The sequence below is a fragment of the Streptomyces sp. NPDC110618 genome (genome assembly GCF_055657065.1).
Window position 1 is genome coordinate 61533 of sequence record NZ_JBVKBN010000010.1, and the last position, 25301, is coordinate 86833.

Annotated in this window: 22 protein-coding genes; 16 read left to right on the forward strand and 6 right to left on the reverse strand. The window is 70.8% G+C overall.

The features are described 5' to 3' along the window. Positions 1 to 19 precede the first annotated feature (19 nt). Positions 20 to 607, forward strand: a complete 588-nt coding sequence (gene pspAB / locus ACZ7L7_RS18715; RefSeq protein WP_285516053.1) for a PspA-associated protein PspAB — start codon at positions 20 to 22, stop codon at positions 605 to 607. 25 nt (positions 608 to 632) lie between these two features. Here pspAB and ACZ7L7_RS18720 read toward each other — a convergent pair whose 3' ends face one another. Next, entirely contained in the window at positions 633 to 890 is a 258-nt protein-coding gene (locus ACZ7L7_RS18720; protein WP_453605468.1) for a hypothetical protein, read from the reverse strand. Between the two features lie 119 nt (positions 891 to 1009). Between ACZ7L7_RS18720 and ACZ7L7_RS18725 the strand changes: the two genes are divergently transcribed. After that, on the forward strand, positions 1010 to 1513 hold the full coding sequence (locus ACZ7L7_RS18725) for a DUF1269 domain-containing protein (RefSeq protein ID WP_285516051.1): 504 nt from the start codon (positions 1010 to 1012) through the stop codon (positions 1511 to 1513). Between the two features lie 57 nt (positions 1514 to 1570). Here ACZ7L7_RS18725 and ACZ7L7_RS18730 read toward each other — a convergent pair whose 3' ends face one another. Then, on the reverse strand, positions 1571 to 1885 hold the full coding sequence (locus ACZ7L7_RS18730) for a hypothetical protein (RefSeq protein ID WP_093722361.1): 315 nt from the start codon (positions 1883 to 1885) through the stop codon (positions 1571 to 1573). Positions 1886 to 2118: 233 nt separating this feature from the next. Between ACZ7L7_RS18730 and ACZ7L7_RS18735 the strand changes: the two genes are divergently transcribed. The 9 genes from ACZ7L7_RS18735 to ACZ7L7_RS18775 all read left to right on the forward strand — a co-directional run bounded on the left by ACZ7L7_RS18735 (position 2119) and on the right by ACZ7L7_RS18775 (position 12061). Beyond that, the gene (locus ACZ7L7_RS18735; RefSeq protein WP_285516050.1) at positions 2119 to 2481 is read left to right on the forward strand and encodes an arsenate reductase family protein; all 363 of its coding nucleotides are present in this window, start codon (positions 2119 to 2121) and stop codon (positions 2479 to 2481) included. 74 nt (positions 2482 to 2555) lie between these two features. Next, a complete protein-coding gene (locus ACZ7L7_RS18740) occupies positions 2556 to 3380 on the forward strand; it encodes a hypothetical protein (RefSeq protein WP_472076537.1) in 825 nt (274 codons plus the stop codon). Between the two features lie 117 nt (positions 3381 to 3497). Next, a complete protein-coding gene (locus ACZ7L7_RS18745; protein WP_453605465.1) occupies positions 3498 to 4193 on the forward strand; it encodes an RlpA-like double-psi beta-barrel domain-containing protein in 696 nt (231 codons plus the stop codon). Positions 4194 to 4492: 299 nt separating this feature from the next. Next, a complete protein-coding gene (gene glnII / locus ACZ7L7_RS18750; protein ID WP_285516047.1) occupies positions 4493 to 5521 on the forward strand; it encodes a glutamine synthetase in 1029 nt (342 codons plus the stop codon). 66 nt (positions 5522 to 5587) lie between these two features. Further along, the gene (locus ACZ7L7_RS18755) at positions 5588 to 7330 is read left to right on the forward strand and encodes a hypothetical protein (RefSeq protein WP_472076539.1); all 1743 of its coding nucleotides are present in this window, start codon (positions 5588 to 5590) and stop codon (positions 7328 to 7330) included. Between the two features lie 59 nt (positions 7331 to 7389). After that, positions 7390 to 8397, forward strand: coding sequence for an NAD-dependent epimerase/dehydratase family protein (locus tag ACZ7L7_RS18760; protein ID WP_472076541.1), 1008 nt, complete (start codon positions 7390 to 7392; stop codon positions 8395 to 8397). Positions 8398 to 8450: 53 nt separating this feature from the next. Continuing rightward, positions 8451 to 9704 carry a sensor histidine kinase gene (locus ACZ7L7_RS18765; RefSeq protein ID WP_472076543.1) on the forward strand — a complete coding sequence of 418 codons (1254 nt, stop codon included), beginning with the start codon at positions 8451 to 8453 and terminating at the stop codon, positions 9702 to 9704. Continuing rightward, positions 9689 to 10345: a LuxR C-terminal-related transcriptional regulator gene (locus tag ACZ7L7_RS18770; protein WP_285516043.1), complete on the forward strand. Its 657-nt coding sequence runs from the start codon at positions 9689 to 9691 to the stop codon at positions 10343 to 10345. Before ACZ7L7_RS18765 ends, ACZ7L7_RS18770 begins: the two co-directional genes overlap by 16 nt. 147 nt (positions 10346 to 10492) lie before the next feature. Further along, positions 10493 to 12061, forward strand: a complete 1569-nt coding sequence (locus ACZ7L7_RS18775; RefSeq protein WP_453605453.1) for a DUF1996 domain-containing protein — start codon at positions 10493 to 10495, stop codon at positions 12059 to 12061. Positions 12062 to 12154: 93 nt separating this feature from the next. Here ACZ7L7_RS18775 and ACZ7L7_RS18780 read toward each other — a convergent pair whose 3' ends face one another. Next, a complete protein-coding gene (locus tag ACZ7L7_RS18780; RefSeq protein WP_285516041.1) occupies positions 12155 to 12601 on the reverse strand; it encodes a hypothetical protein in 447 nt (148 codons plus the stop codon). A 99-nt stretch (positions 12602 to 12700) separates the two neighbouring features. Here ACZ7L7_RS18780 and ACZ7L7_RS18785 point away from each other — a divergent pair, with 99 nt between their 5' ends. The 5 genes from ACZ7L7_RS18785 to ACZ7L7_RS18805 all read left to right on the forward strand — a co-directional run bounded on the left by ACZ7L7_RS18785 (position 12701) and on the right by ACZ7L7_RS18805 (position 17949). Beyond that, positions 12701 to 13201, forward strand: a complete 501-nt coding sequence (locus ACZ7L7_RS18785) for a tetratricopeptide repeat protein (protein WP_453605451.1) — start codon at positions 12701 to 12703, stop codon at positions 13199 to 13201. A gap of 49 nt (positions 13202 to 13250) precedes the next feature. Continuing rightward, complete coding sequence (locus ACZ7L7_RS18790) at positions 13251 to 15170, forward strand: hypothetical protein (RefSeq protein ID WP_472076546.1); 1920 nt, start codon at positions 13251 to 13253, stop codon at positions 15168 to 15170. Between the two features lie 71 nt (positions 15171 to 15241). Continuing rightward, positions 15242 to 16156 carry a metal-dependent hydrolase gene (locus ACZ7L7_RS18795; protein ID WP_285516038.1) on the forward strand — a complete coding sequence of 305 codons (915 nt, stop codon included), beginning with the start codon at positions 15242 to 15244 and terminating at the stop codon, positions 16154 to 16156. Beyond that, positions 16156 to 17202 (forward strand): PDR/VanB family oxidoreductase, encoded by a 1047-nt coding sequence (locus ACZ7L7_RS18800; protein ID WP_285516037.1) that lies wholly within the window; start codon positions 16156 to 16158, stop codon positions 17200 to 17202. The genes ACZ7L7_RS18795 and ACZ7L7_RS18800 overlap by 1 nt, the downstream gene beginning before the upstream one ends. Before the next feature lie 57 nt (positions 17203 to 17259). After that, a complete protein-coding gene (locus tag ACZ7L7_RS18805; RefSeq protein ID WP_453605443.1) occupies positions 17260 to 17949 on the forward strand; it encodes a TetR/AcrR family transcriptional regulator in 690 nt (229 codons plus the stop codon). On the opposite strand, the gene ACZ7L7_RS18810 is transcribed toward ACZ7L7_RS18805, so the two are convergent. The 3 genes from ACZ7L7_RS18810 to ACZ7L7_RS18820 form a co-directional block, all read right to left on the reverse strand. Then, positions 17946 to 18305: a 5-carboxymethyl-2-hydroxymuconate Delta-isomerase gene (locus ACZ7L7_RS18810; RefSeq protein WP_285516035.1), complete on the reverse strand. Its 360-nt coding sequence runs from the start codon at positions 18303 to 18305 to the stop codon at positions 17946 to 17948. The genes ACZ7L7_RS18805 and ACZ7L7_RS18810 overlap by 4 nt on opposite strands. Before the next feature lie 61 nt (positions 18306 to 18366). Beyond that, the gene (gene pulA, locus ACZ7L7_RS18815; protein ID WP_472076549.1) at positions 18367 to 23757 is read right to left on the reverse strand and encodes a pullulanase-type alpha-1,6-glucosidase; all 5391 of its coding nucleotides are present in this window, start codon (positions 23755 to 23757) and stop codon (positions 18367 to 18369) included. A 129-nt stretch (positions 23758 to 23886) separates the two neighbouring features. Continuing rightward, on the reverse strand, positions 23887 to 25263 hold the full coding sequence (locus ACZ7L7_RS18820; protein WP_472076551.1) for an alpha-amylase: 1377 nt from the start codon (positions 25261 to 25263) through the stop codon (positions 23887 to 23889). Positions 25264 to 25301: the final 38 nt, after the last annotated feature.

Below are 25301 nucleotides of genomic sequence, written 5' to 3' on the forward strand. Positions count from 1 at the left end.
CTCCCCGAGGGGCGTGCGCATGGGACTGCTGGACATTCTGCTCGGCCGGACGAAGGCGGTCGCGCCCGATCTGGACCGGCTCTTCGGGCTGCCCTCGGCCGCGGTGACGCTGGAGGTGGCCACCGGGTTCGTGCCGACCGGCACCGGGGCGGTGTGCTTCGCCACGGTGGAGGGCGCCGCCTTCGAACAGACGCACCGCGAGGTGCAGGCGCTGCTCGACGCGGACGCGGACCGCGAGGGGCGGCCGGTACGGCTGACCCGGGACAGCTACGGCTACTCCTGGCTGGTCTCCGAGCGCACCCCCGACCGGCTCCCGGAGCTGGTCAACGATCTGCACGCGGTGAACAGCGCGATGGAGGTCAACGGCTTCGGCCCGCAGTTGCTCTGTTCCCTGGTCGGTTTCCGCAATCCGGCCGAGGAGCGGACGCTGGCGCTGGTCTACCTGTACAAGCGGGGCACCTTCTACCCGTTCGCGCCGCTGCCCGGCCAGGAGCAGCGGCGCGACAACGCGCTCGAACTGAAGGTGCGTGCCGCCCTCGGCGACGACCTGCGACTGGAGGAGGACCTCGGCCGCTGGTTCCCGGTGTGGGGCGCCCCGGGGCTGTGAAGGCACCGGCCGGGGCATCGGCACCTCAGCCGCGGCGGCCCCGCTCACGCTCGTAGCGGCGCTCCCACTTGGCCTGGAGGTCCCGGCGCGCCCGGTAGGCGCGGTAGTCGGCCGGAGCGGACGGCGTACCGGTGCCGGTGCCGCCCGGCGGGGGTGTCGGCGTCGCGGTCCGTCCGTACCGCACGTACAGGTAGAGGACGGCGACCGCGGCGAGCCAGTAGAGGGGGTTTCCGAATCCCATGATGACCAGGACGACGGTCCCGGTGAGGACGATGGTGCCCATGACACCAGCGTAGGAAGCCCGGAACTCGGCGTGCATCCCCTTTTTTCCGGTTCTAGAGTCGGACCGATTGCGCGAAAGCCGCAATCTCGGTGAAACAGGGAACAAAGGGGTATCCCGGAATGAGCGATCTCTTCGTCATCGCCTACAACGACGTCGACACGGCGAACCAGGTCCGCGAGAAGCTGTTCGAGCTGTCCAAGCAGCACCTGGTGGAGCTGGAGGACGCGGTGGTGGTCGAGCGCCACGAGGACGGGAAGATCAAGCTGCACCAGGCGGTCAATCACACGGCCGTCGGCGCGGCCGGGGGCGCCCTGTGGGGCGGGGTGATCGGGCTGCTGTTCCTGGCACCGCTGCTGGGGGCGGCGGTGGGCGCGGCGGCCGGCGCGGCCGGGGGCAAGTTCACCGACACCGGGATCAACGACGACTTCATGAAGAACCTCAGCCAGAACCTGCGGCCGGGCGCGGCCGCGCTGTTCGTGCTGGTGAAGAAGGCCGCCGAGGACAAGGTGATCCCGCAACTGGCGCCGTACGGCGGCGAGTTGGTGCAGACCTCGCTGAGCAAGGCGGACGAGGAGCATCTGCGGGAGGCCATCGAGGTGGCGCTGAGGACACCCACCGAGTGAGCCCCGCAGCCCGAAAGGCGCCGGGTCCCCGATCCGACGGGGCCCGGCGCCCGTCGCTCAGCGCGTGTAGCGCAGCAGGGCCCGCACCATGTGGCACGTGGTGTCCGACGGCGGGTGGACGCCGATCAGCTCCGCCGTGTCGCGGATGGTCTCGTTGCGGGCCTGGTTCGGCAGGTAGACGCCGGAGTCGAGCAGGGCTATGGCCAGGCGCATGGCCTTCAGCCGGCGGTTGTGGCTGACGTACCACTCGCGCGGGCGGCCCGCCGGCAGCGGGCGCTTGGCCAGCGGCGCGTACGGCAGGTCCAGCAGGACGGGGCGCTTCGCGGTGGACTGGGTCGGCAACGGCTTCGTCTTCAGTGCGGCAGCGGGCACGGGCATCCTCCTGTCGCGGTCGGGGCGCCGTCGTCCGGACGCTCCGGCGACACCCTCGAACACTGCTTCCATTCTACTGCCCGCCACTGACAATCAGCAGACCGCAAGGGCCCTCAAAAGCCCAGGTGGACAAGGTAATTGGCGGTCTGTCACGGCAGATCAGGGAGGGGTTCCTGGGGCGGCGAGAAATCGAACAAAGTCGGCTCGGATCCGCCCCCGCTACCGTGGTCGCCATGGAGATCTGGATCAACCCCGCCTGTTCCAAGTGCCGCAGCGCCCTGAGCCTGCTCGACGCGGAGGGCGCCGACTACACCGTCCGCCGCTACCTGGAGGACGTCCCGAGCGAGGACGAGATCAGGGCCGTACTCGACCGGCTCGGCCTCGAACCCTGGGACATCACCCGCACCCAGGAGGCCGCCGCCAAGGAGCTGGGGCTGAAGGAGTGGGCGCGGGACGGGGAGTCGCGGGACCGGTGGATCGCGGCCCTGGCCGCGCACCCCAAGCTGATCCAGCGGCCCATCATCACCGCGGAGGACGGCACGGCGGTGGTGGCCCGCTCGGAGGAGGCGGTACGGGACGCACTGTCCCGAAAGTGATGCTCCCGAAGGGTTGCTGACCCTTTGTCGCATGGTGTGAGCGCAGGTCCGGCGGGCTGTTACCCTCCGCGGCCATGACATTCGGTGATCATGGAACGCCGCAGCCCGGCTACGACTACCCGTACGGCAACGACCCGCAGGACGCCTGGGCCGCCGAGCAGGAGCGGATACGTCGCCGGCGGCGCGGGCGCCGGGTGGCGGCCGGGGTGACCGGCGGCGTGCTGGCGGTGGCGGTCACCACGTTCCTGCTCACGCGCGGCGGTGACGAGGAGGACACCTCGGCCGCCGCGCCGAGCGCCACGCCCTCCGCCACCAAGTCCGCGGTCCCGCGTGTCGACGTCGGCGATCCGTCGGGCGCCCCGAGTGCGCTGCCCTCGCTGCTGGCGCGCCCGATCATCAGCGCGGAGCAGGCGTTCCCCGAGGAGACGGTGACGCTGAAGGACGGCTCCGCCTACACGCGGGTCGACCGGGCGACCACCACGGACTGCGCGCGCGGCATGTCGCCGCAGCTGGCCGAGCTGATCGAGCAGGGCGAGCCGTGCGCGCGGATCACCTCGGCCCTGTTCACGGACGCCGACCGGCGCTCCCAGGTGACGGTGTCCGTGCTGAGCTTCGAACGCGTCGAGGACGCCTCACGCGTGTTCATGATGGCCTCCATGGACCCGGTGACCTACCAGGTCGTCTCCCTCGACCCGCCGCCCGGCGCCGGGATGCCGACCGTGCCGCCGGGGACGCCCGGGGTCTTCGAGCGGCTGATGACCGTGCGGTCCGTGGTGTTCGCCAACGGGCAGTGGGGCGACGGCGCGACGACGGGCGTGGAGGAGATCACCGGGCAGACCCAGGGACTGCTTCAGCACGTCAACGACACGGTGGTGGCCTACGAGGACAGCGACGGCTGAGCACCTGAACTCACCTGTGACGCAGGTCACTTCAGTGACTCCTGTAAACCGCTGAGTAGCTTCGTTCGGTATCTCGTACATAGCGGCGTACAGCTCCCGACCTCCCAGGAGGCGCGTATGTCACGCAGGCGCACACTCAGTACGAAGAAGAAGATCGCGCTGCTCGTCAGCGCGGCGAGTGTGGCGGGTGGTGGTGCCTTCGTCATGGCGAGCACCTCCAACGCCGCGCCGCCGAAGACCGCCGCGGAGTCGAGCGTCTGTCAGGGCCTCGCCACCGCGCTCGGCAACAACGAGCGGTTCATCGCGGACCAGAAGGCCAATCCGGACGCCCAGTCGCAGGCCCGGATTGCCAACCGCGAAGCGGTCGTCAAGCAGATCAAGGTCCAGCAGGAGGCGTCGGGTTGCGTCGTCGGGGAGTCGGCTCAGGGCTCCCAGGCCGGCGCACCCGCCGCGCCGCCCGCCAACGCCGGCAACCAGGGCCAGGGGCAGGGCCAGGGACAAGGCCAGGGCCAGGGCCAGGACCAGGCCGGGGGCCAGAACCAGGGCGGAGGCCAGGCCGCCGCCGGTGAGCAGGTCTGCAACGGCTCCACGGTCACCCTCTCCGGTGAGGGCGGCGCCCCGGCCGCGTCCAGCAACCAGTTCCCGGCCGGGACCAAGCTGAAGGTCACCAACCTGGACAACAACAAGTCCACGACGGTCGAGGTCACCTCGGTCTCCGGCTCCTGTGTGCTGCTGAACAACGCGGCCTTCGAGCAGGTCCGCGAGCCGGGCAAGTTCCTGATCCGCCGTGCCGTGATCGAGAAGGTGGGGTAAACCGCCGGGTCACATCATCGGGGGTGCGGGCATGGGCCCGGTCACCGGCTTCGCGGAGGGGAAGCCGGCGGCCGGGCCCATCGCATACGAGCCGGTGCCTCGCCCGCCGCGCGCTCCCCCACCTCCCTCACAGCGTGAGTCGCACCACAGAATCACCAGGTAACACGGGGTTCACATTCGAGCAATGACCGGGAAATCGCCTGTTGACAGGCTCCGGGGCATCAGGAGCGGCGCCCCAGTGCCGCAGCGCCGCAGCACCCGCAAGTGCGCCTAGTGACCCACCCCGAAGGATGTGGCCCGTGAGCTTCAAGGCTGAGTACATCTGGATCGACGGCACCGAGCCGACGGCCAAGCTGCGTTCGAAGACCAAGATCCTTGGCGACGACGCGAAGGGTGCCGAGCTGCCGATCTGGGGCTTCGACGGGTCCTCCACGAACCAGGCCGAGGGCCACGCCTCGGACTGCGTGCTCAAGCCGGTCTTCTCCTGTCCGGACCCGATCCGCGGCGGCGACGACATCCTCGTCCTGTGCGAGGTCCTGAACATCGACATGACCCCGCACCCGACCAACACGCGTGCCGCGCTGGTCGAGGTCGCGGAGAAGTTCGCCTCCCAGGAGCCGATCTTCGGCATCGAGCAGGAGTACACCTTCTTCAAGGACGGCTACCCGCTCGGCTTCCCCAAGGGCGGCTTCCCGGCCCCGCAGGGCGGCTACTACTGCGGTGTCGGCGCGGACGAGATCTTCGGCCGTGACGTGGTCGAGGCGCACCTGGACAACTGCCTGAAGGCGGGCCTGGGCATCTCCGGCATCAACGCCGAGGTCATGCCCGGCCAGTGGGAGTTCCAGGTCGGCCCGCTGGCCCCGCTGGAGGTCTCCGACCAGCTGTGGGTGGCCCGCTGGCTGCTCTACCGCACCGCCGAGGACTTCGGTGTCGCCGCCACCCTCGACCCCAAGCCGGTCAAGGGCGACTGGAACGGCGCCGGCGCCCACACCAACTTCTCCACCAAGGCGATGCGCGAGGGCTACGACGCGATCATCACCGCCTGCGAGTCGCTCGGTGAGGGCTCCAAGCCGCTGGACCACGTCAAGAACTACGGCGCCGGCATCGACGACCGTCTGACCGGTCTGCACGAGACCGCCCCGTGGGACAAGTACAGCTACGGCGTCTCCAACCGCGGTGCCTCCGTGCGTATCCCGTGGCAGGTCGAGAAGGACGGCAAGGGCTACATTGAGGACCGCCGTCCCAACGCCAACGTCGACCCGTACGTCGTGACCCGCCTCCTGGTGGACACCTGCTGCTCCGCCCTGGAGAAGGCCGGCCAGGTCTGATCCGCAGCCTTCAGCAAGGGGCGCCCGCCGATCCGGTGGGCGCCCCTTCTGCGTATCGTGCGCCGCATGGATCTCGACGGCACACCGGACGTGGGCACGCTGCTGGAGGCGGTGGAGTCCGCTGACGCGGACGTGCGCGAGGAGGCGCTGGACCGGCTGGCCTCCGCGGCCTGGCGGGACGACGACTTCGCGGTGGCCACGGCGCGAGCGGTGCCGGAACTGGCGCGCCTCGCCCGGGAGTTGCCCGCCGCCCGCGCGGACCTGCTGCGCCTGCTCGCCGACCTCGCGGAACGCGACGACTGGCCCGAGGAAGGTCAACTGCCCCCGGTGGCCGCCGAGTTGCCGTCCCTGCTGTCCTTCGCCCAGGACCCCGACCCGGCCGTACGGGACAGCGTGACGGCGCTGGTCCTGTCCTGCCGGCATCTGGACGCGCTGCCGCTGCTGCGCTCGCGTGTCGCCGAGGAGCCCGAACCCGGGGTGCGCGGGCACGCGGTGACCGCGCTGGCGCTGCTGGAGCCCGGCGACTGGCGGCACGCCCTGCTCACCGACCCGGAGCCCCCCGTGCGGCTCGCCGCCGCCGAGGACCTCCTGCGCACCGCCGAACCGCCCTTCCCGCACGACCTGGTGGACGTCTGCGCGCAGGCGTATACGGCCGACCCGTACGACCTGGACGAGGGCCACTGGGCTCCGGCGCCCCACCGGCGTTTCTCCGACCGTCTGCTGGACGATCCCGAGGCCGCGCTGCGCGCCGCCGCCCAGGGTGTGCCGCTGGCGTACGAGATCACCGCGCGCTGGCGCGACCGCGAGGCCGACGTGCTGCCGTACGCCCTGCGCGATCTGGAGGACGGGGAGCTGCACCAGTTGGCGCGGCTGTGCCAGAACCTGCCGGAGGAGTTGTGGGCACCGGTGCGGGAGCGGGTACGGCAGTTGCCGGAGAGCGAGCGGGCGGCGGCGGTCACCGTGCTGGCCCGGGTCCGTGCCCCGGAGGCGGTCGGGGAGGCCGTGCGGCTGGTCACGGACGAGCCGGGTGCCGCGCCGGGCCCGTACTCGGTCGTGCTCGCCGTGCGGGCGGTGACCGAGGTCTTCGGGGCCGGGGCCCTGCCCGTGGCCCGCGCGGTGGCCGGGCGGATCGGGCGGACGCACGCGGATCTGATCCGGGTGCTGGAGCGGTACCCGGAGGTGGCGCTCGGCGTGGTGGACGAGATCACGGCGCTGGTGCCCCGCTACGAGGGCGGTCACGCCTGGGCGGCGGTCGAACTGCTCGGGGCGCTCGGTCCGGCCGCCGGGGAGGGGGCGGCACGTGCCCTGCGCGAGGAGGCGACCGGCGGCGACCACTCCTCGGTCGCGGTGTACGCGGCGATGGCCCATCACCGGGTCACCGGTGACCCCGCGCTCGCCCTGCGCCTGCTGGCGGCGGACGGGCCGACATGCTGGTCCGCCCTCGCCGCCGGACTCGGCCCCGCGGCGGCGCCGCTGCTGCCGCACTTCGAGCCGCTCCTCTCCCCCGACGTGCACCCCGTCACCCGCGCCCGGGCCGCGCACGCGGTCCTGCGCATCACGGGCCGCATCGAGGACACCGTGGAGCCCCTGGCCCACTGCGCGGCCGACGCCGGCGCCCACCACACCGACCGCCTGGCCGCCGTCACGGCCCTCACCGGCACCGGCCCGCTCCCCCGGTCCGCCGTGGCCCCGCTGCGCGCGACGGCCGAGTCACCGCGCCGCGTGGTCGAGGAGCCGGGCGGCGGCCCGGAGCAGCACCCGGACTACGTGCTGCGCGAAGCGGTACGCACCCTTCTGACGGCGACCTGACCTCTGCTGTCGGCAGAGCGGTGTTCCTTGCCGACTCCCCCGCGGGCAGAGTCGGCAGCATGAGACTTCTGGTGCTGGGCGGTACGGAGTTCGTGGGACGGGCCGTGGTCGAGGCCGCGCTCGGGCGGGGGTGGGAGGTGACCGTCTTCCACCGGGGGCGGCACCAGGCACCGGACGGGGCGAAGGCGCTGCACGGCGACCGCACCGCGGAGGGCGGGCTCGCGGCGCTGGAGGGGGACGCCGCGTGGGACGCCGTCGTCGACACCTGGTCGGGGGCGCCCGGCGCGGTCCGGGACACGGCGCGGCTGCTGCGGGACCGGGTGGGGCGGTACGTCTATGTGTCCAGCTGCTCGGTGTACGCCTGGGCGCCGCCCGCCGGGTACACCGAGGACGCGCCGGTGGTCGCCGCTGCCGGGGACGGGTACGCCGAGGACAAGCGGGGCGGCGAGCTCGCGGTCCTGGACGCCTTCGGGCCCGAACGCTCGGTACTGGCGCGGGCGGGGCTGATCATCGGGCGGTACGAGAACGTCGGCCGCCTGCCCTGGTGGCTGGACCGCATGGCCCGCGGCGGCCCGGTCCTCGCCCCGGGTCCCCGGGACCTGCCCCTGCAGTACATCGACGTCCGCGACCTGGCCGACTGGCTCCTGCTCGCCGCGGAGGGGGACTTCGGCGGCCCGTACAACCTGATCAGCCCCTCGGGTCACGCCACCATGGGCACCCTGCTGGAAGCCTGCGCGGCTGTCGCCGGCGGCACGGCCGACCTGTGCTGGACCGACCCCGACCTAATCCTCAAGCACGGCATCGAACCGTGGACCCAGCTCCCGGTCTGGGTACCCCCGGGCAGCGACCTGCACGACGCCCTGCACAGTGCGGACGTCTCCCGCGCCCTGGCAACGGGCCTGCGCTGCCGCCCGGTCGAGGAGACGGTCACCGACGCGTGGGCCTGGCTGCGGAGCCTGGGCGGGGCCGTCCCCGTGCGGCCGGACCGCGGGGCGAAGAGAATCGCTCCGGAGGTGGAGGCGCGGGTGCTGGCGGCGCGCGACGGTGTACCTGGCACCACCCCCTGACCCGGGGGTTCGGCCCCGTGACCGACCGCCGGGGGCTCGGTCAGACTTGCGGCATGAGCGATACGGAGACCAAGAGCAGGGCCAGGGGCATGGTGCGTGCCGCGGTGCGGGGGCTGGGACTTTCGGCGGTGCTGCTGCCGGGGGCCGTGCTCTGCTACACGCTCGCGCTGGTGTCGATCGCGCTGATCCCGATCGGCGTCGGGCTCGTGACGACGCCCTGGGTGCTCGGGTGGGTGCGGGCGTTCGCCAACTGGCGGCGGGGGCTCGCCGAGCGGTGGGGCAGGGTGTCCATACCGTCGGCGTACCGGCCGATACCGGAGGACGCCAACCCCTGGGCGCGTACGGTCGCGATGCTCGGTGATCCGGCGACCTGGCGGGACCTGCGCTGGCTGATGGTGGACATGTCCGCCGGGTACCTGACCGCGCTGCTCCCGGCCGTGCTGGTGCTGTATCCGGTCGAGGGGTTCGCGCTGGCGCTGGGGCTGTGGCGGGTGTTCCCCGACGACTACTGGTACGGCTTCGTGCCGGTGAGCGACCAGGCCTCCGCGTTCGGGGCGGCGGCGCTCGGCGGTGTCATCCTCTTCGTCGCCCATCGGTACGCCGTGGACGCCCTCCAGCTCCATTTCCGGCTCACCAAGGCGCTCCTCTCCCCCAGCCAGGCCGAACTCGCCGAGCGGGTACGGGTGTTGACCCAGACGCGGCGGGACGCCGTGGACACCTCCGCCGCCGAACTGCGGCGCATCGAGCGGGACCTGCACGACGGGGCGCAGGCCCGGCTGGTGGCCATGGGGATGGATCTGAACACCATCGAGATGCTCATCGAGAAGGACCCCGAGCAGGCCAAGCGGCTGATCGCGCACACCCGGAAGTCCTCCGTGGACGCGCTGGCCGAACTGCGCGACCTGGTGCGCGGCATCCACCCGCCGGTCCTCGCCGAGCGCGGACTCGGCGACGCCGTACGGGCGTTGGCGCTGCGCCTGCCGGTGGCCACCGAGGTGTCCGTGGAGCTGCCGGGCCGCGGGGACGCGCCGGTCGAGTCGGCCGCGTACTTCGCCGTCAGCGAGGTGCTGACCAACGCCGTGAAGCACTCCGGCGCCGACCGGATCTGGGTCGACCTGCACCACGAGGACGGCATGCTGCGGATCTCCGTCACCGACAACGGCAAGGGCGGCGCCGTGATCGGCCCCGGGTCCGGACTGGCCGGGGTGGAGCGCCGGCTGGGTACATTCGACGGCGTCCTGGCCGTCAGCAGCCCCGCGGGCGGTCCCACCATGGTCACGATGGAGATCCCTTGCGCGTTGTCCTAGCCGAAGACCTCTTCCTGCTGCGCGACGGACTCGTCCGGCTGCTCCAGGCCTACGACTTCGAGATCGCCGCGGCCGTGGAGAGCGGCCCGGAACTCGACCGGGCGCTGGCCGAGCTGAAACCGGACGTGGCCGTGGTGGACGTACGGCTGCCTCCCACGCTCACCGACGAGGGCCTGCAGTGCGCGCTGCGGGCCCGTCGCGCGCGCCCCGGCCTTCCGGTGCTGGTGCTCTCGCAGCACGTGGAGCAGTTGTACGCGCGGGAGCTGCTGGCCGACGGCAACGGCGGGGTGGGGTATCTGCTCAAGGACCGCGTGTTCGACGCGGAGCAGTTCGTGGACGCCGTACGGCGCGTGGCGGCCGGGGGGACCGCGATGGACCCGCAGGTGATCCAGCAGCTGCTGTCCCGGCGGGCCGCGGACGAGCAGCGCCCGCTGCAGCGGCTCACCCCGCGCGAGCTGGAGGTGCTGGAGCTGATGGCGCAGGGCAGGTCCAACGCGGCCATCGCCGCCCAGCTCGTCGTCACAGAACGGGCCATCGCCAAGCACACCTCCAATATCTTCGCCAAACTGGGCCTTGAGGTCTCGGACGACGACAATCGCCGCGTCCTGGCGGTTCTCGCCCATCTGGACCAAGACCGCTGAAAAGACAAGCACGGCAAGCCAGTTGCCGTGAAATTTCTGAGACTGCTGAACACCTCTGGGGCTCCGTCCGTATGGAACGGAGCCGCTTCACTCCTGTCGGGCGCCTCGAATGCCCCGCAAGCCCCGCAAGGAAGTCAGAGGAGTTCCATGGGACGCAACACACGAAAACGCCGTACGCCGCTGGCCACCAAGGCCATTGCCGCATCGGCGGCCCTAGCACTCGGTGGGGGCGGGCTGATCTGGGCGAACTTCTACGCATCCGCGCACGAATCGGGCTCGGATCAGAACCGGACGAGGTCGGCCGCGGCGCAGATCGCCACGATCGACTGCCCGGACGTCGGCCAGCAGCTCACCGAGGTGCCGAACCAGGCCCGGGGCGAGGTCGACGGCGAACTGGCCACACTGGACCAGCAGATCACCGAGGCGTACCAGCGGCTCGCGACCACGCGAGACGCCCAGGCCCGGGACGGCAGCTACGTCCAGAACGCCATCCTCCAGCCGCTGAAGGACCGGCGGAAGGCGATCATCGACCGCATCCAGCTGGAGATCAACCGGGCCGGCGGCAACGCCTCCGAGGACCTGGACAACCTCTCCGGCTGCACCGGTACGCCCGCCCAGACCACCGACGGTCAGGCCGGCCAGAACCAGAACGGCGACGGCCAGAACCAGGGTGGACAGGACCAGGGCGGCGACCAGGGTGGTCAGGACCAAGGCGGCCAGGACCAAGGCGGTCAGGACCAGGGCGGCGACCAGGGTCAGGGCGGCAACGGTGGTCAGGGCGGCAACGGCCCGACCGCGGACGACTTCGTCGACATCACCCAGGTGCAGGCGAACGCCCAGCTCGGTGTCGGTGCCAACGGCCTGCCGGCGAACGGCCGGTCCGGGTCGCGCGGCGTCTTCATCACGAAGTGCGGCACCAACAGCAACGACAACCACAACACCGACAACGTGATCGTGGCCCCGGGTGTCAGCAACGGCGCCCACCACCTGCACGACTACGTCGGCAACCAGAGCAACAACGCGTTCGCGAGCGACCAGGACCTGGCCAACGCGCAAACCACCTGCCAGAACCAGAGCGACCGCTCCTCGTACTTCTGGCCCGTGCTGCGTCTCCAGGACGGCTCCCAGGACTTCGACCAGAACAACGCCGGTGGCGGCACCGAGGGCAACGTCGGCAAGATCCTTGAGCCCGTCTCGGCCCAGCTGAAGTTCGTGGGCAACAAGCGGAGCAAGGTCGTCGCGATGCCGCAGGCGCTGCGGATCATCACCGGTGACGCGAAGGCGTTCGTCAACGGCAACGGCAACGCCAACGTCAACTGGAGCTGCACCGGCTTCGAGAACAAGGTCCAGCTCAAGGACAAGTACCCGATCTGCCCGCAGGGCAGCCAGGTGGTCCGTACGACCAACTTCCAGAGCTGCTGGGACGGCCAGAACATCGACAGCGCCAACCACCGTACGCACGTGGCGTTCGTCCAGGCCAACGGCCGCTGCGCCAACGGCTTCAAGGCGATCCCGCAGCTCCAGGTCCGGCTGGTCTACGACGTTCCCGCCCCGACCATCGAGAACGGTCAGGTCGTGAACCCGTACGCGGTGGACACCTTCCCGGAGCAGCTGCACAAGCCGATCACCGACCACAACGACTTCATCAACTTCTTCTCCACGAGGCTGATGAACAAGATGGTCAAGTGCATCAACAGCGGCCAGCGCTGCCAGTGATCCCCCCGCGGTGATCCGCTCTCGGTGACCCACGGAGAAGGCCGGCGGTGAGAATTCCTCACCGCCGGCCTTCTCGTGCGTACGGTGCCGGGATCAGTGCCCGGAGTCGTGCCCGCTGTCGTCGCCCCCGCCGCTTCCGCCCTCGTGCGCCGAGTGGTCGGTGCCCTCCTCCAGGTCCCCGCCGAGCTTCTCCCGCAGCGACTTCAGCGTGCTGCTCTCGTCGCCGACAGCGACCCACTTGCGGCCGACGAGGTAGTGGCCGCCGTAGTCCTTGGCGCCGTTGATCCACTCGCGCTGGCCGCGGTCGGTGGCGAAGGTGGCGAGGATGAACTTGTGGCCGCCGCCCTTGCAGATCGCCTGGCGGATGTCGTCGGCGTCGATCTGGATGTCCGGCGCGCACTTCACCTCGGCGGCCAGCTGCTCCAGACTCCCGGACGCCGTCTTCGGAACGTCGTCGGCGCTGTCGTCACCGCCACCGGAACCGCATCCCGCGAGCACCAGCACCGCCACCGCCGCGAGCATCGGTCGGGTCACCTTCATCAGTTCCTCCATACAGGGGCCTCCCGGTGCATACGGCTCCCGCACGCGGAGCGCTCAAAATACCCTCCGGAGTTCGCTCAGACGTGCGAGAGTGACGCGGTGATCAAGGACTGGGAAGACCGCGTGAGCGCCGCCTGGGCGACCTTCGACGACTACCCCGAGGAGCGGGCCGCCGACTTCAGAGCCGTGATCGACGCGCTCGTCGCCGAACTGCCGGAGGACAGCCCGCTCGGCCCCTTCGAGCAGGCGTGTGCCTGGGACTCCACGGGCCACTCCGACAAGGCGGTCCCGCTCTACCGCGAGGCCCTCGCCCGCGGCCTGAGCGGCTACAAGGGGCGCCGCGCCAAGATCCAGCTGTCCAGCTCGCTGCGGAACACCGGACAGGCCGAGGAGGGTGTCAAGCTGCTGACGCCGGAGCTGGAGGCGCCCTCCGACGAACTCGACGACGCGGTACGGGCCACCCTCGCCCTGTGCCTGTCCAGCCTCGGCCGGGACCGCGAGGGGCTGTCCCTGGTCCTGGGCGCGCTGACGCCCCATCTGCCGCGCTACCAGCGGTCGATGGCCAACTACGCGCGGGCGCTGGTGGAACCCGAGGTGTGAGTCACCCGGGTGGCGGTGACCTCCCCACGGTTCGCTCGTTTGGCTGGACGTGCAGTCACAGGATGTCGCCCCGCGCCCCTCAGCCGCCTCCGCCACCGACCCCGTCGTCGACGTCGAACAGGCCGAGGCGGCGCTCGTCGAGCACTACCCCCGGCTGGTCCGGCTCGCCTATCTGGTGCTGCCGCCGGGGCTGGGGCGCAAGCGGCGGGTGCTGACCGCGCACGCCCTCGCACAGGGCGCGCTGCCCCGGGGGCGGACGTCCACACCGCTGATCCCGGCGCAGTCCACCGGGCGCGAGGGCGACCCCGGGTACGCCTTCATGCGGCTGCGCGTGGTGCGCGCGGCGCTGCGGGCGGGGGTGCCGCTGAGTCTGCGGGCGCTGCCCAGGCGGGCCCAACTGCCGCCGCTGTTGCCCCAGGTGTGGGGCCTGCGGCTGTTCCCCCGGTCCGGCGGCGCCGACGAACTCGCCCTGGACCAGCGGCTCGCGGCGCTCTCCGCCCCGGCGCGGGCGGCGTACGTCCTGCGCGGGCTGGAGAAGCTGAACGACGACGCCGTGTACGAACTGCTGGCGGCGGCCGGGGTCGACGACGTGGACGAGGCCCTCGAAGAGGCCGACGCCGTCCCGGCGCGGTACGCGCTGCTGGACTCCCCCGAGTTCGACGCCTGTTCGCTGCAGGCCCGGCCCACGGATCTGATGCGGCGCAGGCAGCACCTGAAGGCGGCGCTGGTCGCCGGGGCCGCGCTGGTGGTGTGCGGGGCGCTGCTCGGGCTGCCCGGCGAGGGCTGGGCGCCGGACGGCGCCGCGGCTCCCCCGTACGCGCAGAACCCGGCGGCGCAGGCCGCCCTGGATCCGAGCCGGCTGGAGAAGGTGGCGCCGGCCGCCTGGGAGACGGCCTCCCGGCTGGACTTCTCCGTCTGGCCCGCGCGCGGTGAACTCACCGGCGACCGGTCCCTGCTGCGCCGCGCCCTCGCCGTCTGGGCCCGCCCCGGCGAGAAGGTCCGTGTCTCGGCCACCCCCGGCACCCCGTCCGGCGGCCCCGCCGGACCGCCCCAGCTCCTCTACGCGGGCACCGTCGACAACGCCCGCGTGGTGATCCTCTACGACGGACTGCGCATCGCCCGCTACGCCGAGCCGAAGGACGGCACGGCCGGTGCCGCCATCGACTTCGCGCGGGTCGACGGCGCGACCGGCGCCGAGGCGAGCGCCGTGGTGCTGGGGCGGTCCGACGGCAACGTCCGCTATCTGTTGGCGCCCTGGGTGCAGAAGGCCGCCGAGCGGGATCTGCTCAAGCCCGGTTCCGGGGCGATGGCGCTGACCCTGGCCGACGGGGTCACCTCGCCACTGGCCAGCCCGGCGGCCCAGCAGTCGGGGTGCACGTCGTGGAACGTGCTGCAGGTGACCGGCGAGGCGGGCACGAGCCTGCTGTCCGACCTCGCCGAGTTGGTCCCGGCCCGGCTGACCGCGGGGCGGCCCGGTTCGGCGAAGGACGCCTCCGGGGCGGCCGGGCTGCGTACCTGGGCGCCGTACTCCTGCTCGCTGTCGGCGGCGCGGGCACAGGGCGTGCGGTCGGTGAACGCCTGGCAGTTCGCGCGGCAGCCGCTGCCGGACGCGAGCGGTTCGGCGGACTGGGTGTGCACCCGCGCGGAGACCTGGCGGGGCGGCGCCCAGGTGCTGGCCCAGTTCCGCACACCGGGCGGTGCCCAGGGGGCGGTGGCGGCCCAGGGCCAGGACGTCCCGGCGTGCGGTCCGCGCGATCCGCATGTGCTGGCCGGGGTGCTGTGGAAGGCGCAGGACGAGTCCTGGTACCTGCTGGCGGCGGGCAGCCGGGACACGGCGTCGATCGAGGCGACGGGCGGGGTGACCGCCTCCGGGCCGGGTCCGCTGCTGACGGCGGAGGCGGAGCAGGGCGCGCGGGCCGGGCTGAAGGGGACGCTGGCGGACGGGCGGGAGGTCAGCGGACTCAAGTAGCCGCCCCGGCCTGAGAAATATCGTGCGGCACAGGTCTTCTGCTGGGACTTACCCATCAGTACATTGACAGCATGTCTAACAAGCAGGCCCGGGTGCCCCTGCCCGTCACCGGTGAGCGGGTCGCGCTCAAGGCGCGCAAGGTGTCCTTCTCGTGGGAGGAGACCCCGCTGCACTGGGTGCCGGGCGACCCCTTCGCCACGCACACCATGAATGTGCTGCATCTGCTGCTGCCCGCCGGTGAGCGGTGGTTCGTGCATGTGTACCGGCAGATCCTGCCGTACATCCGGGACGAGCGGCTGCGCGAGGACGTCCTCGGGTTCATCGGGCAGGAGGCGATGCACTCCCAGGCCCACGACGAGGTCCTGCCGCACCTGAGGGAGCAGGGGCTCGATCCGACGCCGTACACCGCGCAGGTGGACTGGTTCTTCGAGAAGCTGCTCGGCGACCGGACGCTGCCGCCGGGGCGGGCCAGGCGCTGGTGGCTGATGGAGCGGGTGGCGCTGATCGCGGCCATCGAGCACTACACCGCGTTCCTCGGCGACTGGATTCTCAACGCCGGTGAGCTGGACCGGCGCGGCGCCGATCCCACCATGCTGGACCTGCTGCGCTGGCACGGCGCCGAGGAGGTCGAGCACCGGTCGGTCGCCTTCGACCTGTTCATGCACGTCGACGGTTCCTACCGGCGGCGGGCGCGGACCTGGGCGCTGGCGTTCACGGCGCTGATGTTCCTGTGGCAGCGCGGGGTCCGGTTCTTCATGGAGAACGACCCGACGCTGCCAGCCGGCAAGGCGAGCTTCCGCGCCTTCTACGTACGCGGCAGACGCGGGGTGCTGCCCTCGACGGGGGCCATGCTGCGCTCCATACCCCGCTATCTGAGCCGGGGGTACCACCCCTCCCAGGAGGGCTCCACCGAGCAGGCGGTGGCCTATCTGGCCTCCTCCCCCGCCGCCGTCGCCGCGCTCGCCGCGGAGAAGGGGGCGAAGTGATGCCGGGTCTGCGGACGTTGGCGGTGGTCGCGGGCGCCGCGCTGCTCGCCCGGCGGGCCCTGCGGCGCCGGATCCAGGACTCCCCGCTGTGGCCGATGCCGGCGCTGGAGGAACCGACCTCCGGGCGGCCCCGGTCGCGGGCGCTGCGACTGCTGGTGACCGCGCACGAGAAGGTCGCCGACGGGGTCGTCCTGCTGCGCCTCGAAGGGCACGGCCTGCCGCGCTGGGAGCCCGGGGCCCATCTGGACCTGGTGCTGCCGTCCGGGCTGGTGCGGCAGTACTCGCTGTGCGGGGACCCGGAGGACGCCTCGGCGTACACGGTCGCCACACGGCTGGTGGAGGACGGGCGGGGCGGTTCACGCGAGGTGCACGAGCAGGTGTGCGAGGGGCTGGAGCTGGAGGTGCGCGGGCCGCGCAACCGCTTCCCGCTCGTCGAGGCGCCCGCGTACGTCTTCGTCGCCGGGGGTATCGGGATCACGCCGATCCTGCCGATGCTGCGGGCGCTGCCCGAGGGCACCGACTGGCGGCTGCTGTACGGCGGGCGGAGCCGGGCGTCGATGCCGTTCCTGGAGGAGCTGGCGAAACTGGACGCCGGGCGGGGCCGGGTACGGGTCGTCGCCGAGGACGAGGACGGGCGCCCGGACCTGGACGCGCTGTTCGCGTCGGCGCCGAAGGACGCGGCCGTCTACTGCTGCGGTCCCGAGGGGCTGATGGCGGCAGTGGAGGAACGGGTGCCGGACGTCCGCCTTGAGCGGTTCGCGCCCGCCGCGTCCCTGCGGGGCAACGGTGCCTTCGAGCTCGAACTGCGGCGCAGCGGGAAGGTGTTGACGGTACCGGCCGACTCCACGGTGCTCGCCGCCGTGCGCGCCGAGCTGCCGGACACCCTGTACTCCTGCGAGCAGGGGTTCTGCGGGACCTGCCAACAGCGGGTGCTGGAGGGCGAGGTGGAGCACCGGGACGAGCTGCTGACGGACGCGGAGCGTGACGACTCGATGCTGATCTGTGTGTCCCGGGCCCGGGGCGGGCGGCTGGTGCTGGACATGTGAACGCCCTTGCCCGATGCGGCTCGTTCGACGGCCGAATCCGATCGGTAAGGTGTTCGTATGACTACCGGGGTACGCCGCAGAATGGGGGTCGAGGAGCGACGGCAGCAGCTGATCGGTGTCGCTCTCGACCTCTTCAGCCGACGCTCGCCGGACGATGTCTCCATCGACGAGATAGCGTCCGCCGCGGGGATCTCCCGCCCGCTGGTCTACCACTACTTCCCGGGCAAACTCAGCCTGTACGAGGCCGCGTTGAAGCGTGCGTCGGACGATCTGGCGTCCCGGTTCGTGGAGCCGCACGAGGGTCCGCTGGGTGAGCGGCTGCTGCGGGTGATGCGCCGCTACTTCGACTTCGTCGACGAGCACGGCCCGGGTTTCTCGGCCCTGATGCGCGGCGGCCCGGCGGTCGGTTCCTCCACCACGAACGCCCTCATCGACTCCGTGCGCCAGGCCGCGTACGACCAGATCCTGTCGCATCTGCGGGTCGAGACCCCGCCCGCCCGCCTGGAACTGGTCGTCCGCTCCTGGATCTCGCTCGCCGAGTCGACGGCCCTGATCTGGCTGGACGGCCGCCGCATCCCGCGCGCCGAGCTGGAGGTCCAGCTCGTCCAGGACTTCGCCGCCCTGGCCGCGGTGGCAGCGGCCCACGACACCGAACTGGCCGCCCTCCTGAGCGACCTCCTCAAACAGGAACCCGGCGACGGCCCCTTCACCGACCTGGCGACCCGACTGCTGAGCCTGGCGTCCTAGTCCGTCTCGTACTTGGTGTACGACGGGTCCAGGTCGCGGATCTCTGCGGAGGCGTGCAGCCTGTGGTTCGCCGGGGGCGTGACGTGCTTGCGAAGGAGGTCCAGGACCGCCTCCGTGAGCCGGGACTTCGTTTCGTCCGTGCGGCCTGCCAGGAGGGCGATGTGGACGTGGATCAGGGCGTGGCCCTCGGGGTCCTGGCCCACCACGGTGGTCTCGGTGCGGCGGAAGCGGGTCTTGCAGGCGGGCTGCTTCGCCGCCGCGATGTCCACGACCGCGGTGTGCAGGTCGCGGGCGAAGGCGGGGCGGTCGAAGGACTCCGCCAGGTTCTCGGAGTAGTCGACGGTGATCTGCGGCATGAGCGTGAGCCCTCCTGTTCAAGGTCAGGAGGGCTCACACTAGCCGCAGGGCGTCAGCGGATCAGCCGGTGGTGGTGAAGACCGCCACCGTCCGCGCCGGGACCGTGAAGGTGCCGGTGTCCTTCGCGTAGGACGAGGTCTTCACGACCGCGTCCCCGCCCGCCGCCTGCACCGGGTGCAGGCCGTAGCCCGTCCCGGCGAGCGCGGCCACGCGCTGCTCCTGCTCCTCGGGCGTGGCGTTGAAGACGACGACCAGGTCGCCGAGCTTCATGGTGATCACGCCGGGCGTCTCGTCCTCGCCGGAGAGCGGGAAGGAGAGCTTCGACTGCACCTGCCCGGTGGTGGAGAGGGAGAAGGCCTTCTCCGTCGAGCGGATCCTCAGCAGGTCCCGGTACGCGGCCGAGGCGCCGTCGATCTGCTCGCAGCCCACCTTCACCGTGCCGAGCAGCGGCTTGGCGTAGGACCACTTGGACTGGTTGTCCGCGGCGGGCGGCAGCCCGCGTCCCATGCCGTTGCCGTCCTGGCAGTTCCAGTGGATGGCGTTGAACCAGTCGCCGCTGTCGTAGGAGTTGCGGTCCAGCGACTTAGAGCGCAGCAGGTCGGTGCCGGCCTGGGAGAGCGCCGGGCCCTGTGAGAGGGTGGCGGTCGCCATGGCGAGGACCTGCATCCGGGCCCGGTCGTCCGCGCTCACCGTCGCCGGCAGCTTGAAGGCGAGGGCGTCGAACAGGGACTCGTTGTCGTGCGCGTCGGCGTAGGCGAGCGCGTCTCCGGGGGCGTCCGCGTATCCGGCGGGCTGGCCGTTGTAGTCGACCTCGGCGCCCTTGACCTCCTTGCCGCTGGTGTCGGTGAACCGGTAGTCCGCCAGGTTGCCGGACAGACCCACCTTGATCAGGTCCTGGTAGTGCAGCAGCCGCGCCTTCTGCTCGGCCTCGGTGCCGTTGTTCTTCGAGGAGTTGGGCTCGGTGTACAGGCCCGACGCGAAGCCCTGGATGCCCGGGTCCTCGTCGAAGGGGCCGCCGCCGCGCACCGCGTCACGGGCCCGGTCGGAGAAGGTCGCGATGCCCGTTCCGGCCATGTTCTTCTGGGTGGCCTGGGTGAAGCGGGCGTCGTCGGCGATCTCTCCGAAGTTCCAGCCCTCGCCGTACAGGATGATCTTCTTGCCGTCGACGCCGTCCTTCTGCAGGGTCAGCTCGTCGAGGGCCTTGCGGACGGCGAGGATGTTCTCCTTCGGGTGGTGGCCCATCAGGTCGAAGCGGAAGCCGTCGACCTTGTACTCCTTGGCCCAGGTGACGATGGAGTCCACGACGAGCTTGCCCATCATGGCGTTCTCGGTGGCCGTGTTGGCGCAGCAGGTGCTGTTGGCGACCGAGCCGTCGGCCAGGAGCCGCTGGTAGTAGCCGGGCACGATCCGGTCCAGGACGCTGGTGGACGCCTGGCCGCCGGCGGCCGTGTGGTTGTAGACGACGTCCATCACGACCCTGAGGCCGTTCTCGTTGAGCGCCTTGACCATCTTGCGGAACTCGACGTTACGGGTGGTGCCGTCCGGGTTCGTCGAGTAGGAGCCCTCGGGGACCGTGTAGTGGTACGGGTCGTAGCCCCAGTTGTAGACGTCCTTCGCGGCGGTCTTCGCCACGCACGCCTGCTGCTCCTCGGAGTCGGCCGGGAAGGAGGCCAGGTCACAGTCGGGGGACTGCTGGTCGGACTTCTTCTCGGGGATGGTGGCGATGTCGAAGGCGGGCAGCAGGTGGACGTACGAGGTGCCCGCCTCGGCCAGCTTCCGCAGGTGCTTGGAGCCGTCGCTGAGCTTGTCGGTGAAGGCCAGGTAGGTGCCCCGGTGGTCCGCGGTGCGGTCCTCGACCGAGAAGTCACGCACGTGCAGTTCCTGGATCTGCGCGTCCTTCAGCGGCACCGCCCTGGGCTTGGTGTACGTCGTCCAGCCGGCCGGCTTCAGGGACTTGTCGGCGAGGTCCACGACCAGGCTGCGCGCCGAGTCGGTGGTCAGGGCGACGGAGTAGGGGTCGGTGACCTTGTTGGTGACGACCTTGCGGACGCTGGGCGCCCACACCTTCACGACGTACCGGTACGGCTTGTTCTTCCAGGACGCCGGGCCGGTCACGGACCAGACGCCGGTGGTGTCGTCGCGCCGCATGGCGACGGTGGAGCCGCCGATCTCCAGCTTGACCTGCTGCGCGGTGGGCGCCCACACCGACAGGGTGGGCTTCCCCTTGGAGAACACCGGCCCGAGGTCGGCCTTCGTGGCGTTGTACAGGTCGTCCAGGACGCCCGCGATCTGCACCCCGGTGGCGGTCAGCACGGCGCCGTTGGCGGCGCGCTGGGAGGCGACGACCTGGCCGCGCAGCGCCTCACGGACCCGGTCGCGGTCGCGGGGGTCGACGGAGTAGGCGGTGTACGACTTCAGGTGCGGGAACTTCGCCTTCTGGGCGTCGGTCAGCGTGGCCTTGTTCAGCCGGAGCCAGCGCTGGTCGGCACCGGTCAGGGCGCCGTCCTCGGCGGTGATGGAGCCGGTGCGGGAGTAGATCAGCTGGGTGGAGGCGGCGGCCTCCGAGCCGTTCCAGGCGACCGTGTTCCGGTCGATCCAGACCGCCTTGGCGGTGGTCAGGTCGAGCGCGGCGGCGCTGCCCGCGGGCTGCGGCAGCAGGTACTTCTCCTGGCCGTTCAACAGCCACACCTCGTGGCCATTGGCCTTGAGGTCCAGCGACTGGTCGGAGGGCAGGTCCTTCTCGTCGCCCTTGTGGAGGATGTAGCTGAGGCTGCCCGCGCCCTCGGCGAGGGGCACCTCGAAGACCGCGCCATAGGCATCAGTCTTCACCGGCTTCAGGGGGTTCGACCACTCGGTGGGGTTCGCGGCGCCCGTCCAGGTGTGCAGGCCCCAGCCCTCGTAGTCGCCGTCGGCGCGGTGGTAGTGCAGCACGGCCTTGGACTTGTCCTGGGCCGGGTACTCGGGCCGCTCGGTCAGGGCGTCTTCCTTGCCCTGCTCGATCCAGATCTCGCCGGTCTTGGTGACGTCGATCGTGCGGTCGGCGGAGACGTCCTTGTTGCCGTCCTTGTCGATGACCAGGTAGCCGACGCTCGACGCGCCCGGCTTGAGCTTGACGTAGGCGAAGGCCCCGTAGGCGTCCCGGCCGATGAAGGGGTGGCTCTTGGGCCACTCGGTGGCCTCGCCGTCGGCGATGTCGCCCCAGGTGTACAGGCCCCAGTCGCTGTAGTCGTCGTCCGCGCGCTTGTAGTGGACGATCGCGTAGTCGCGGGAGGAGGCGGTGGGCTTCTCCTCGGCGGGCGGGGTGCCCGTGGTGGAGGCGGCGGTGGCGCTCGCGGTGCGGCCGAGGGAGTCGATCACCACGGCCTTGTAGCGCAGGGCGGTGCCGGCCGGTACGTCCTCGCCGATGACCTGCGTGACCTTGTACGGGGCGTGGTCGGCGGAGCCGAGGGTGCGCCACTTGCCGTTGCCGACCTGGGCGGCGAACACGACCCGGTTGAGCTGGCCGCCGTCGACGTCGGCGCCGATCTCCACGGTGCCGGTGGCACCGGCGGCCGGGGCCTTGAGGGTGACCTTCGGCTTGGCGGCCGGGTTGCCGAGGCGGCCGTCGGCCTTCAGCACGATCGCGGAGCGAGCGGGGACGGTGACGGTGATCTTCTTGTCGGCGTCGGAGGTCACCGAGGCGTCGGTGCCGTAGATGCCCTGGAAGCCCATCCGGGCCGAACCGGTCGCGAAGGTCGCCGACTTCTCGTCGTCGGCGTTGTTGAAGGCGACGACGTACTCGGTGCGGTTGGTGGCGAAGCGGGAGAAGGCGTAGACGCCGGCGCCGTCGGCCGCGTAGCGCTCGGTCTGCACGCCGTCGGCGAGCGCCGGGTGCGCCTTGCGCAGCTCGGCGAGGGCGCTGATCTGGCGGTACAGCGGGGCCTTGGTGTCGTAGGCGTCGACGGCGTGGGTGCGGTCGGTGCCGATCTGGTCGTCGTCGAGGTAGTCGGCGGTCTTGGAGGCGAACAGCGTCTGGCGGGCGTCCTTGTCGCCGCCGGAGCCGGTGAAGCCCTGCTCGTCGCCGTAGTAGACGACCGGGTTGCCGCGGCTGAGGAACATCAGCTCGTTGGCGAGCTTGGCCTTCTTCAGCAGCTCGGCGTCGGAAGCGTCCTTGGCGTCCTGCTTCAGGAAGTACCCGATGCGGCCCATGTCGTGGTTGCCGAGGAAGGTGACCTGCTCGTACGCGTTGGCCTTGTCGGTCGCGTACTTGTAGTCGTCGCCGAAGACCGAGGCCAGCTTCTGCGCGCTGCCGCCCTGGGAGGCGTACTGGCGGGCCGCTTCCTGGAACGGGAAGTCGAGCGTGGCGTCCAGGCGGCCCTGGGTGACGTACGGGGAGGTGATGCTGGTGTCGGCGGAGTACACCTCACCGAACATGAAGAAGTCGTCCCGGCCCTGCTTGGCCGCGTAGGCGTCGAGGGCGGTGGCCCACTGGGTCCAGAACTCCATGTTGACGTGCTTGACGGTGTCGATGCGGAAACCGTCGATCCGGAAGTCCTTGACCCACCGCTGGTAGATCTTCTCCATGCCGCTGACCACCTCGGGACGCTCGGTCCACAGGTCGTCGAGGCCGGAGAAGTCGCCGTTCTCGGAGCTCTCCCCGGCGAAGGTGGAGTCGCCCCGGTTGTGGTACATCGTCGGGTCGTTGAGCCAGGAGGGGACCTTGGCGTTCTTCGCCGCCTTCGGGGTGCGGGCGAAGGAGTCGTTGTCGACGGACGGGAAGCGGCTCTTTGCGTCGGCGTAGTCGGCGTCGTCGAAGGGCTCGCCGTTCTTCGTCAGGTACGGGAAGGCGCCCTTGGCGAGGTAGTCGTAGGACTTCTCCTCGTAGTCGACGACGTCGGCGGTGTGGTTGGTGATGACGTCGAAGTAGACCTTCATGCCCTTGGCGTGCGCCTTGGCGATGAGGTCCGCCAGGTCCTGGTTCGTCCCGAAGTGCGGGTCGACCTGGGTGAAGTCGGTGATCCAGTACCCGTGGTAGCCGGCCGAGGCGTTCGCGCCGGTGCCCTGCACGGGACGGTTCTTGAAGATCGGCGCCATCCAGATGGAGGTGGTGCCGAGGCCCTTGATGTAGTCGAGCTTCTTGGTCAGGCCCTTGAGGTCGCCGCCCTGGTAGAAGCCCTTGTCGGTGGGGTCGAACCCGGTGCTGAGCCGGGACCCGGTCAGACCTCCCTTGTCGTTGCGGGTGTCACCGTTGGCGAAACGGTCCGGCAGGACGAAGTAGAACTGCTCGCGGGTGACGTCGTGCCGGGCGGGCTCGGCGGCGAGCTTCGCGTCCGACGGCGGGGCGGGCGGGGTCTGGGCCCTGGCCGCCAGTGGCTGGACGAGCGCCGCGGCCAGCGCGGTCACGGTGACCGCGGCGACCCGTCCGGCCTGAGCTGTGCGACGCCTGGGCGGCGCCGACCATCTAGGTATCACTGACGTGAACTCCTTGCGATACGGCTCTGTTGGGTCCGACCCCGCGCGACCGTATCGCCGCCGTAAGCGTTACAGCAAGAGTCCTGAAATGATTGGTAAGAGCTTTCAGCTCCAAGTGCCGTTCGCGGCTCAGCAGCTGGACTTGCCCGCGTAGATGGCGAGCGCCGTGTTGCCACCGAGAGTGGCCGAGAACTGACCGTTCGCGTTCACCGTGACGGTCGTGTTGTTCTGCACGTTGCAGTACGTCCCGGCGGGCAGCGATGTCTGGAAAGTACGGTTCAGGCTGCCCGTTTCGTGGTTGATGACGACATAGCCCTTGTTGCCGCGTCCGAAGGCGATGGCGTCATTGCCGTTGTCCCACCAGTTGGTGACGGCCTGGCCGCGGGTGGCGTTGCGGAAGCCGACCATGCGGACGATCTCGGGCCACTTGTGCTGGCACTTCCACCCGTCCTGCCAGCAGGCATTGACCTGGCCGCCGTTGGGCGGGCCCGCGTCGATCGAGGACCACTCGTAGGCGGAGTTGATGTCCGGGGCGCCGTAGGGGTGGGCGAGCATGAAGACGTGGGCCAGCGTGTAGTTGGCGCCGTCCTTGTAGGTGAGCGTGGAGCCGTTGCGCTCGGTGTCGTGGTTGTCGACGAAGACACCGGCGACGCCGCTGCTCAGGTAGCCCCAGCCCTCGCCGTAGTTGCTCAGGTAGGCGAGCTTCTCGTTGTTGAAGACCCGCTTGAGGTCGTAGGCGTAGCGGAACTCCTGGACGTCGCCGTTGCCGGTGTACTCGGTGGGCTGGACGGCCTCCCCGCTGCCGTAGATGACCTCCTGCTTCCAGTAGACGCCCGGGTTGGTCAGCCGGGACTTGATGTTCGCGAGGTCGGCGGCGGCGATGTGCTTGGCCGCGTCGATGCGGAAGCCGTCGACACCGAGGGAGAGCAGGTCGTTCATGTACCCGGCGATGGCGCCGCGCACGTAGGACTCCCCGGTGTCGAGGTCGGCGAGGCCGACCAGTTCGCAGTTCTGCACGTGCCAGCGGTCGCCGTAGTTGGTGATCTCCGACGTGCAGTTGTCGAAGTCGTAGGAGGAGTACAGGCCCGGGTAGTTGTACTTCGTGTACGAACTCCCGCCGGTGCCGGTGCCGTTGCCCGAGGACATGTGGTTGATGACGGTGTCGACGACGACCTTCACACCCGCCGAGTGACACGTGTTGACCATGTTCCGGAAGGCGGTGCGGTCTCCCAGCCGTCCGGCGATCTTGTAGCTGACCGGCTGGTACGAGGTCCACCACTGCGAGCCCTGGACGTGCTCGGCGGGCGGGGAGACCTGGACGTAGCCGTAACCGGCGGGACCGAGGGTGTTGGTGCACTCCTTGGCGACGGAGGCGAAGTTCCACTCGAACATGACCGCGGTGACGTCCTTGGTGCCGGGCGGGGAGGCGTACGCGGCAGTGGGGGAAAGGACGCCGGCCGCCGTGGCGGCTAGCGCGGTCGCTGTGACGGACCATCTGGTTATCACGGTGGCTCCTTGTGGGGATCGCCGGGCGTCCCTGCCCG

Coding starts and splice junctions, on each gene's coding strand:
- pspAB (WP_285516053.1), top strand. CDS start 20: ATGGGACTGCTGGACATTCTGCTCGGCCGGACGAAGGCGGTCGCGCCC.
- ACZ7L7_RS18720 (WP_453605468.1), bottom strand. CDS start 890: ATGGGCACCATCGTCCTCACCGGGACCGTCGTCCTGGTCATCATGGGA.
- ACZ7L7_RS18725 (WP_285516051.1), top strand. CDS start 1,010: ATGAGCGATCTCTTCGTCATCGCCTACAACGACGTCGACACGGCGAAC.
- ACZ7L7_RS18735 (WP_285516050.1), top strand. CDS start 2,119: ATGGAGATCTGGATCAACCCCGCCTGTTCCAAGTGCCGCAGCGCCCTG.
- ACZ7L7_RS18740 (WP_472076537.1), top strand. CDS start 2,556: ATGACATTCGGTGATCATGGAACGCCGCAGCCCGGCTACGACTACCCG.
- ACZ7L7_RS18745 (WP_453605465.1), top strand. CDS start 3,498: ATGTCACGCAGGCGCACACTCAGTACGAAGAAGAAGATCGCGCTGCTC.
- ACZ7L7_RS18755 (WP_472076539.1), top strand. CDS start 5,588: ATGGATCTCGACGGCACACCGGACGTGGGCACGCTGCTGGAGGCGGTG.
- ACZ7L7_RS18760 (WP_472076541.1), top strand. CDS start 7,390: ATGAGACTTCTGGTGCTGGGCGGTACGGAGTTCGTGGGACGGGCCGTG.
- ACZ7L7_RS18765 (WP_472076543.1), top strand. CDS start 8,451: ATGAGCGATACGGAGACCAAGAGCAGGGCCAGGGGCATGGTGCGTGCC.
- ACZ7L7_RS18775 (WP_453605453.1), top strand. CDS start 10,493: ATGGGACGCAACACACGAAAACGCCGTACGCCGCTGGCCACCAAGGCC.
- ACZ7L7_RS18780 (WP_285516041.1), bottom strand. CDS start 12,601: ATGAAGGTGACCCGACCGATGCTCGCGGCGGTGGCGGTGCTGGTGCTC.
- ACZ7L7_RS18795 (WP_285516038.1), top strand. CDS start 15,242: ATGTCTAACAAGCAGGCCCGGGTGCCCCTGCCCGTCACCGGTGAGCGG.
- ACZ7L7_RS18800 (WP_285516037.1), top strand. CDS start 16,156: ATGCCGGGTCTGCGGACGTTGGCGGTGGTCGCGGGCGCCGCGCTGCTC.
- ACZ7L7_RS18805 (WP_453605443.1), top strand. CDS start 17,260: ATGACTACCGGGGTACGCCGCAGAATGGGGGTCGAGGAGCGACGGCAG.
- ACZ7L7_RS18810 (WP_285516035.1), bottom strand. CDS start 18,305: ATGCCGCAGATCACCGTCGACTACTCCGAGAACCTGGCGGAGTCCTTC.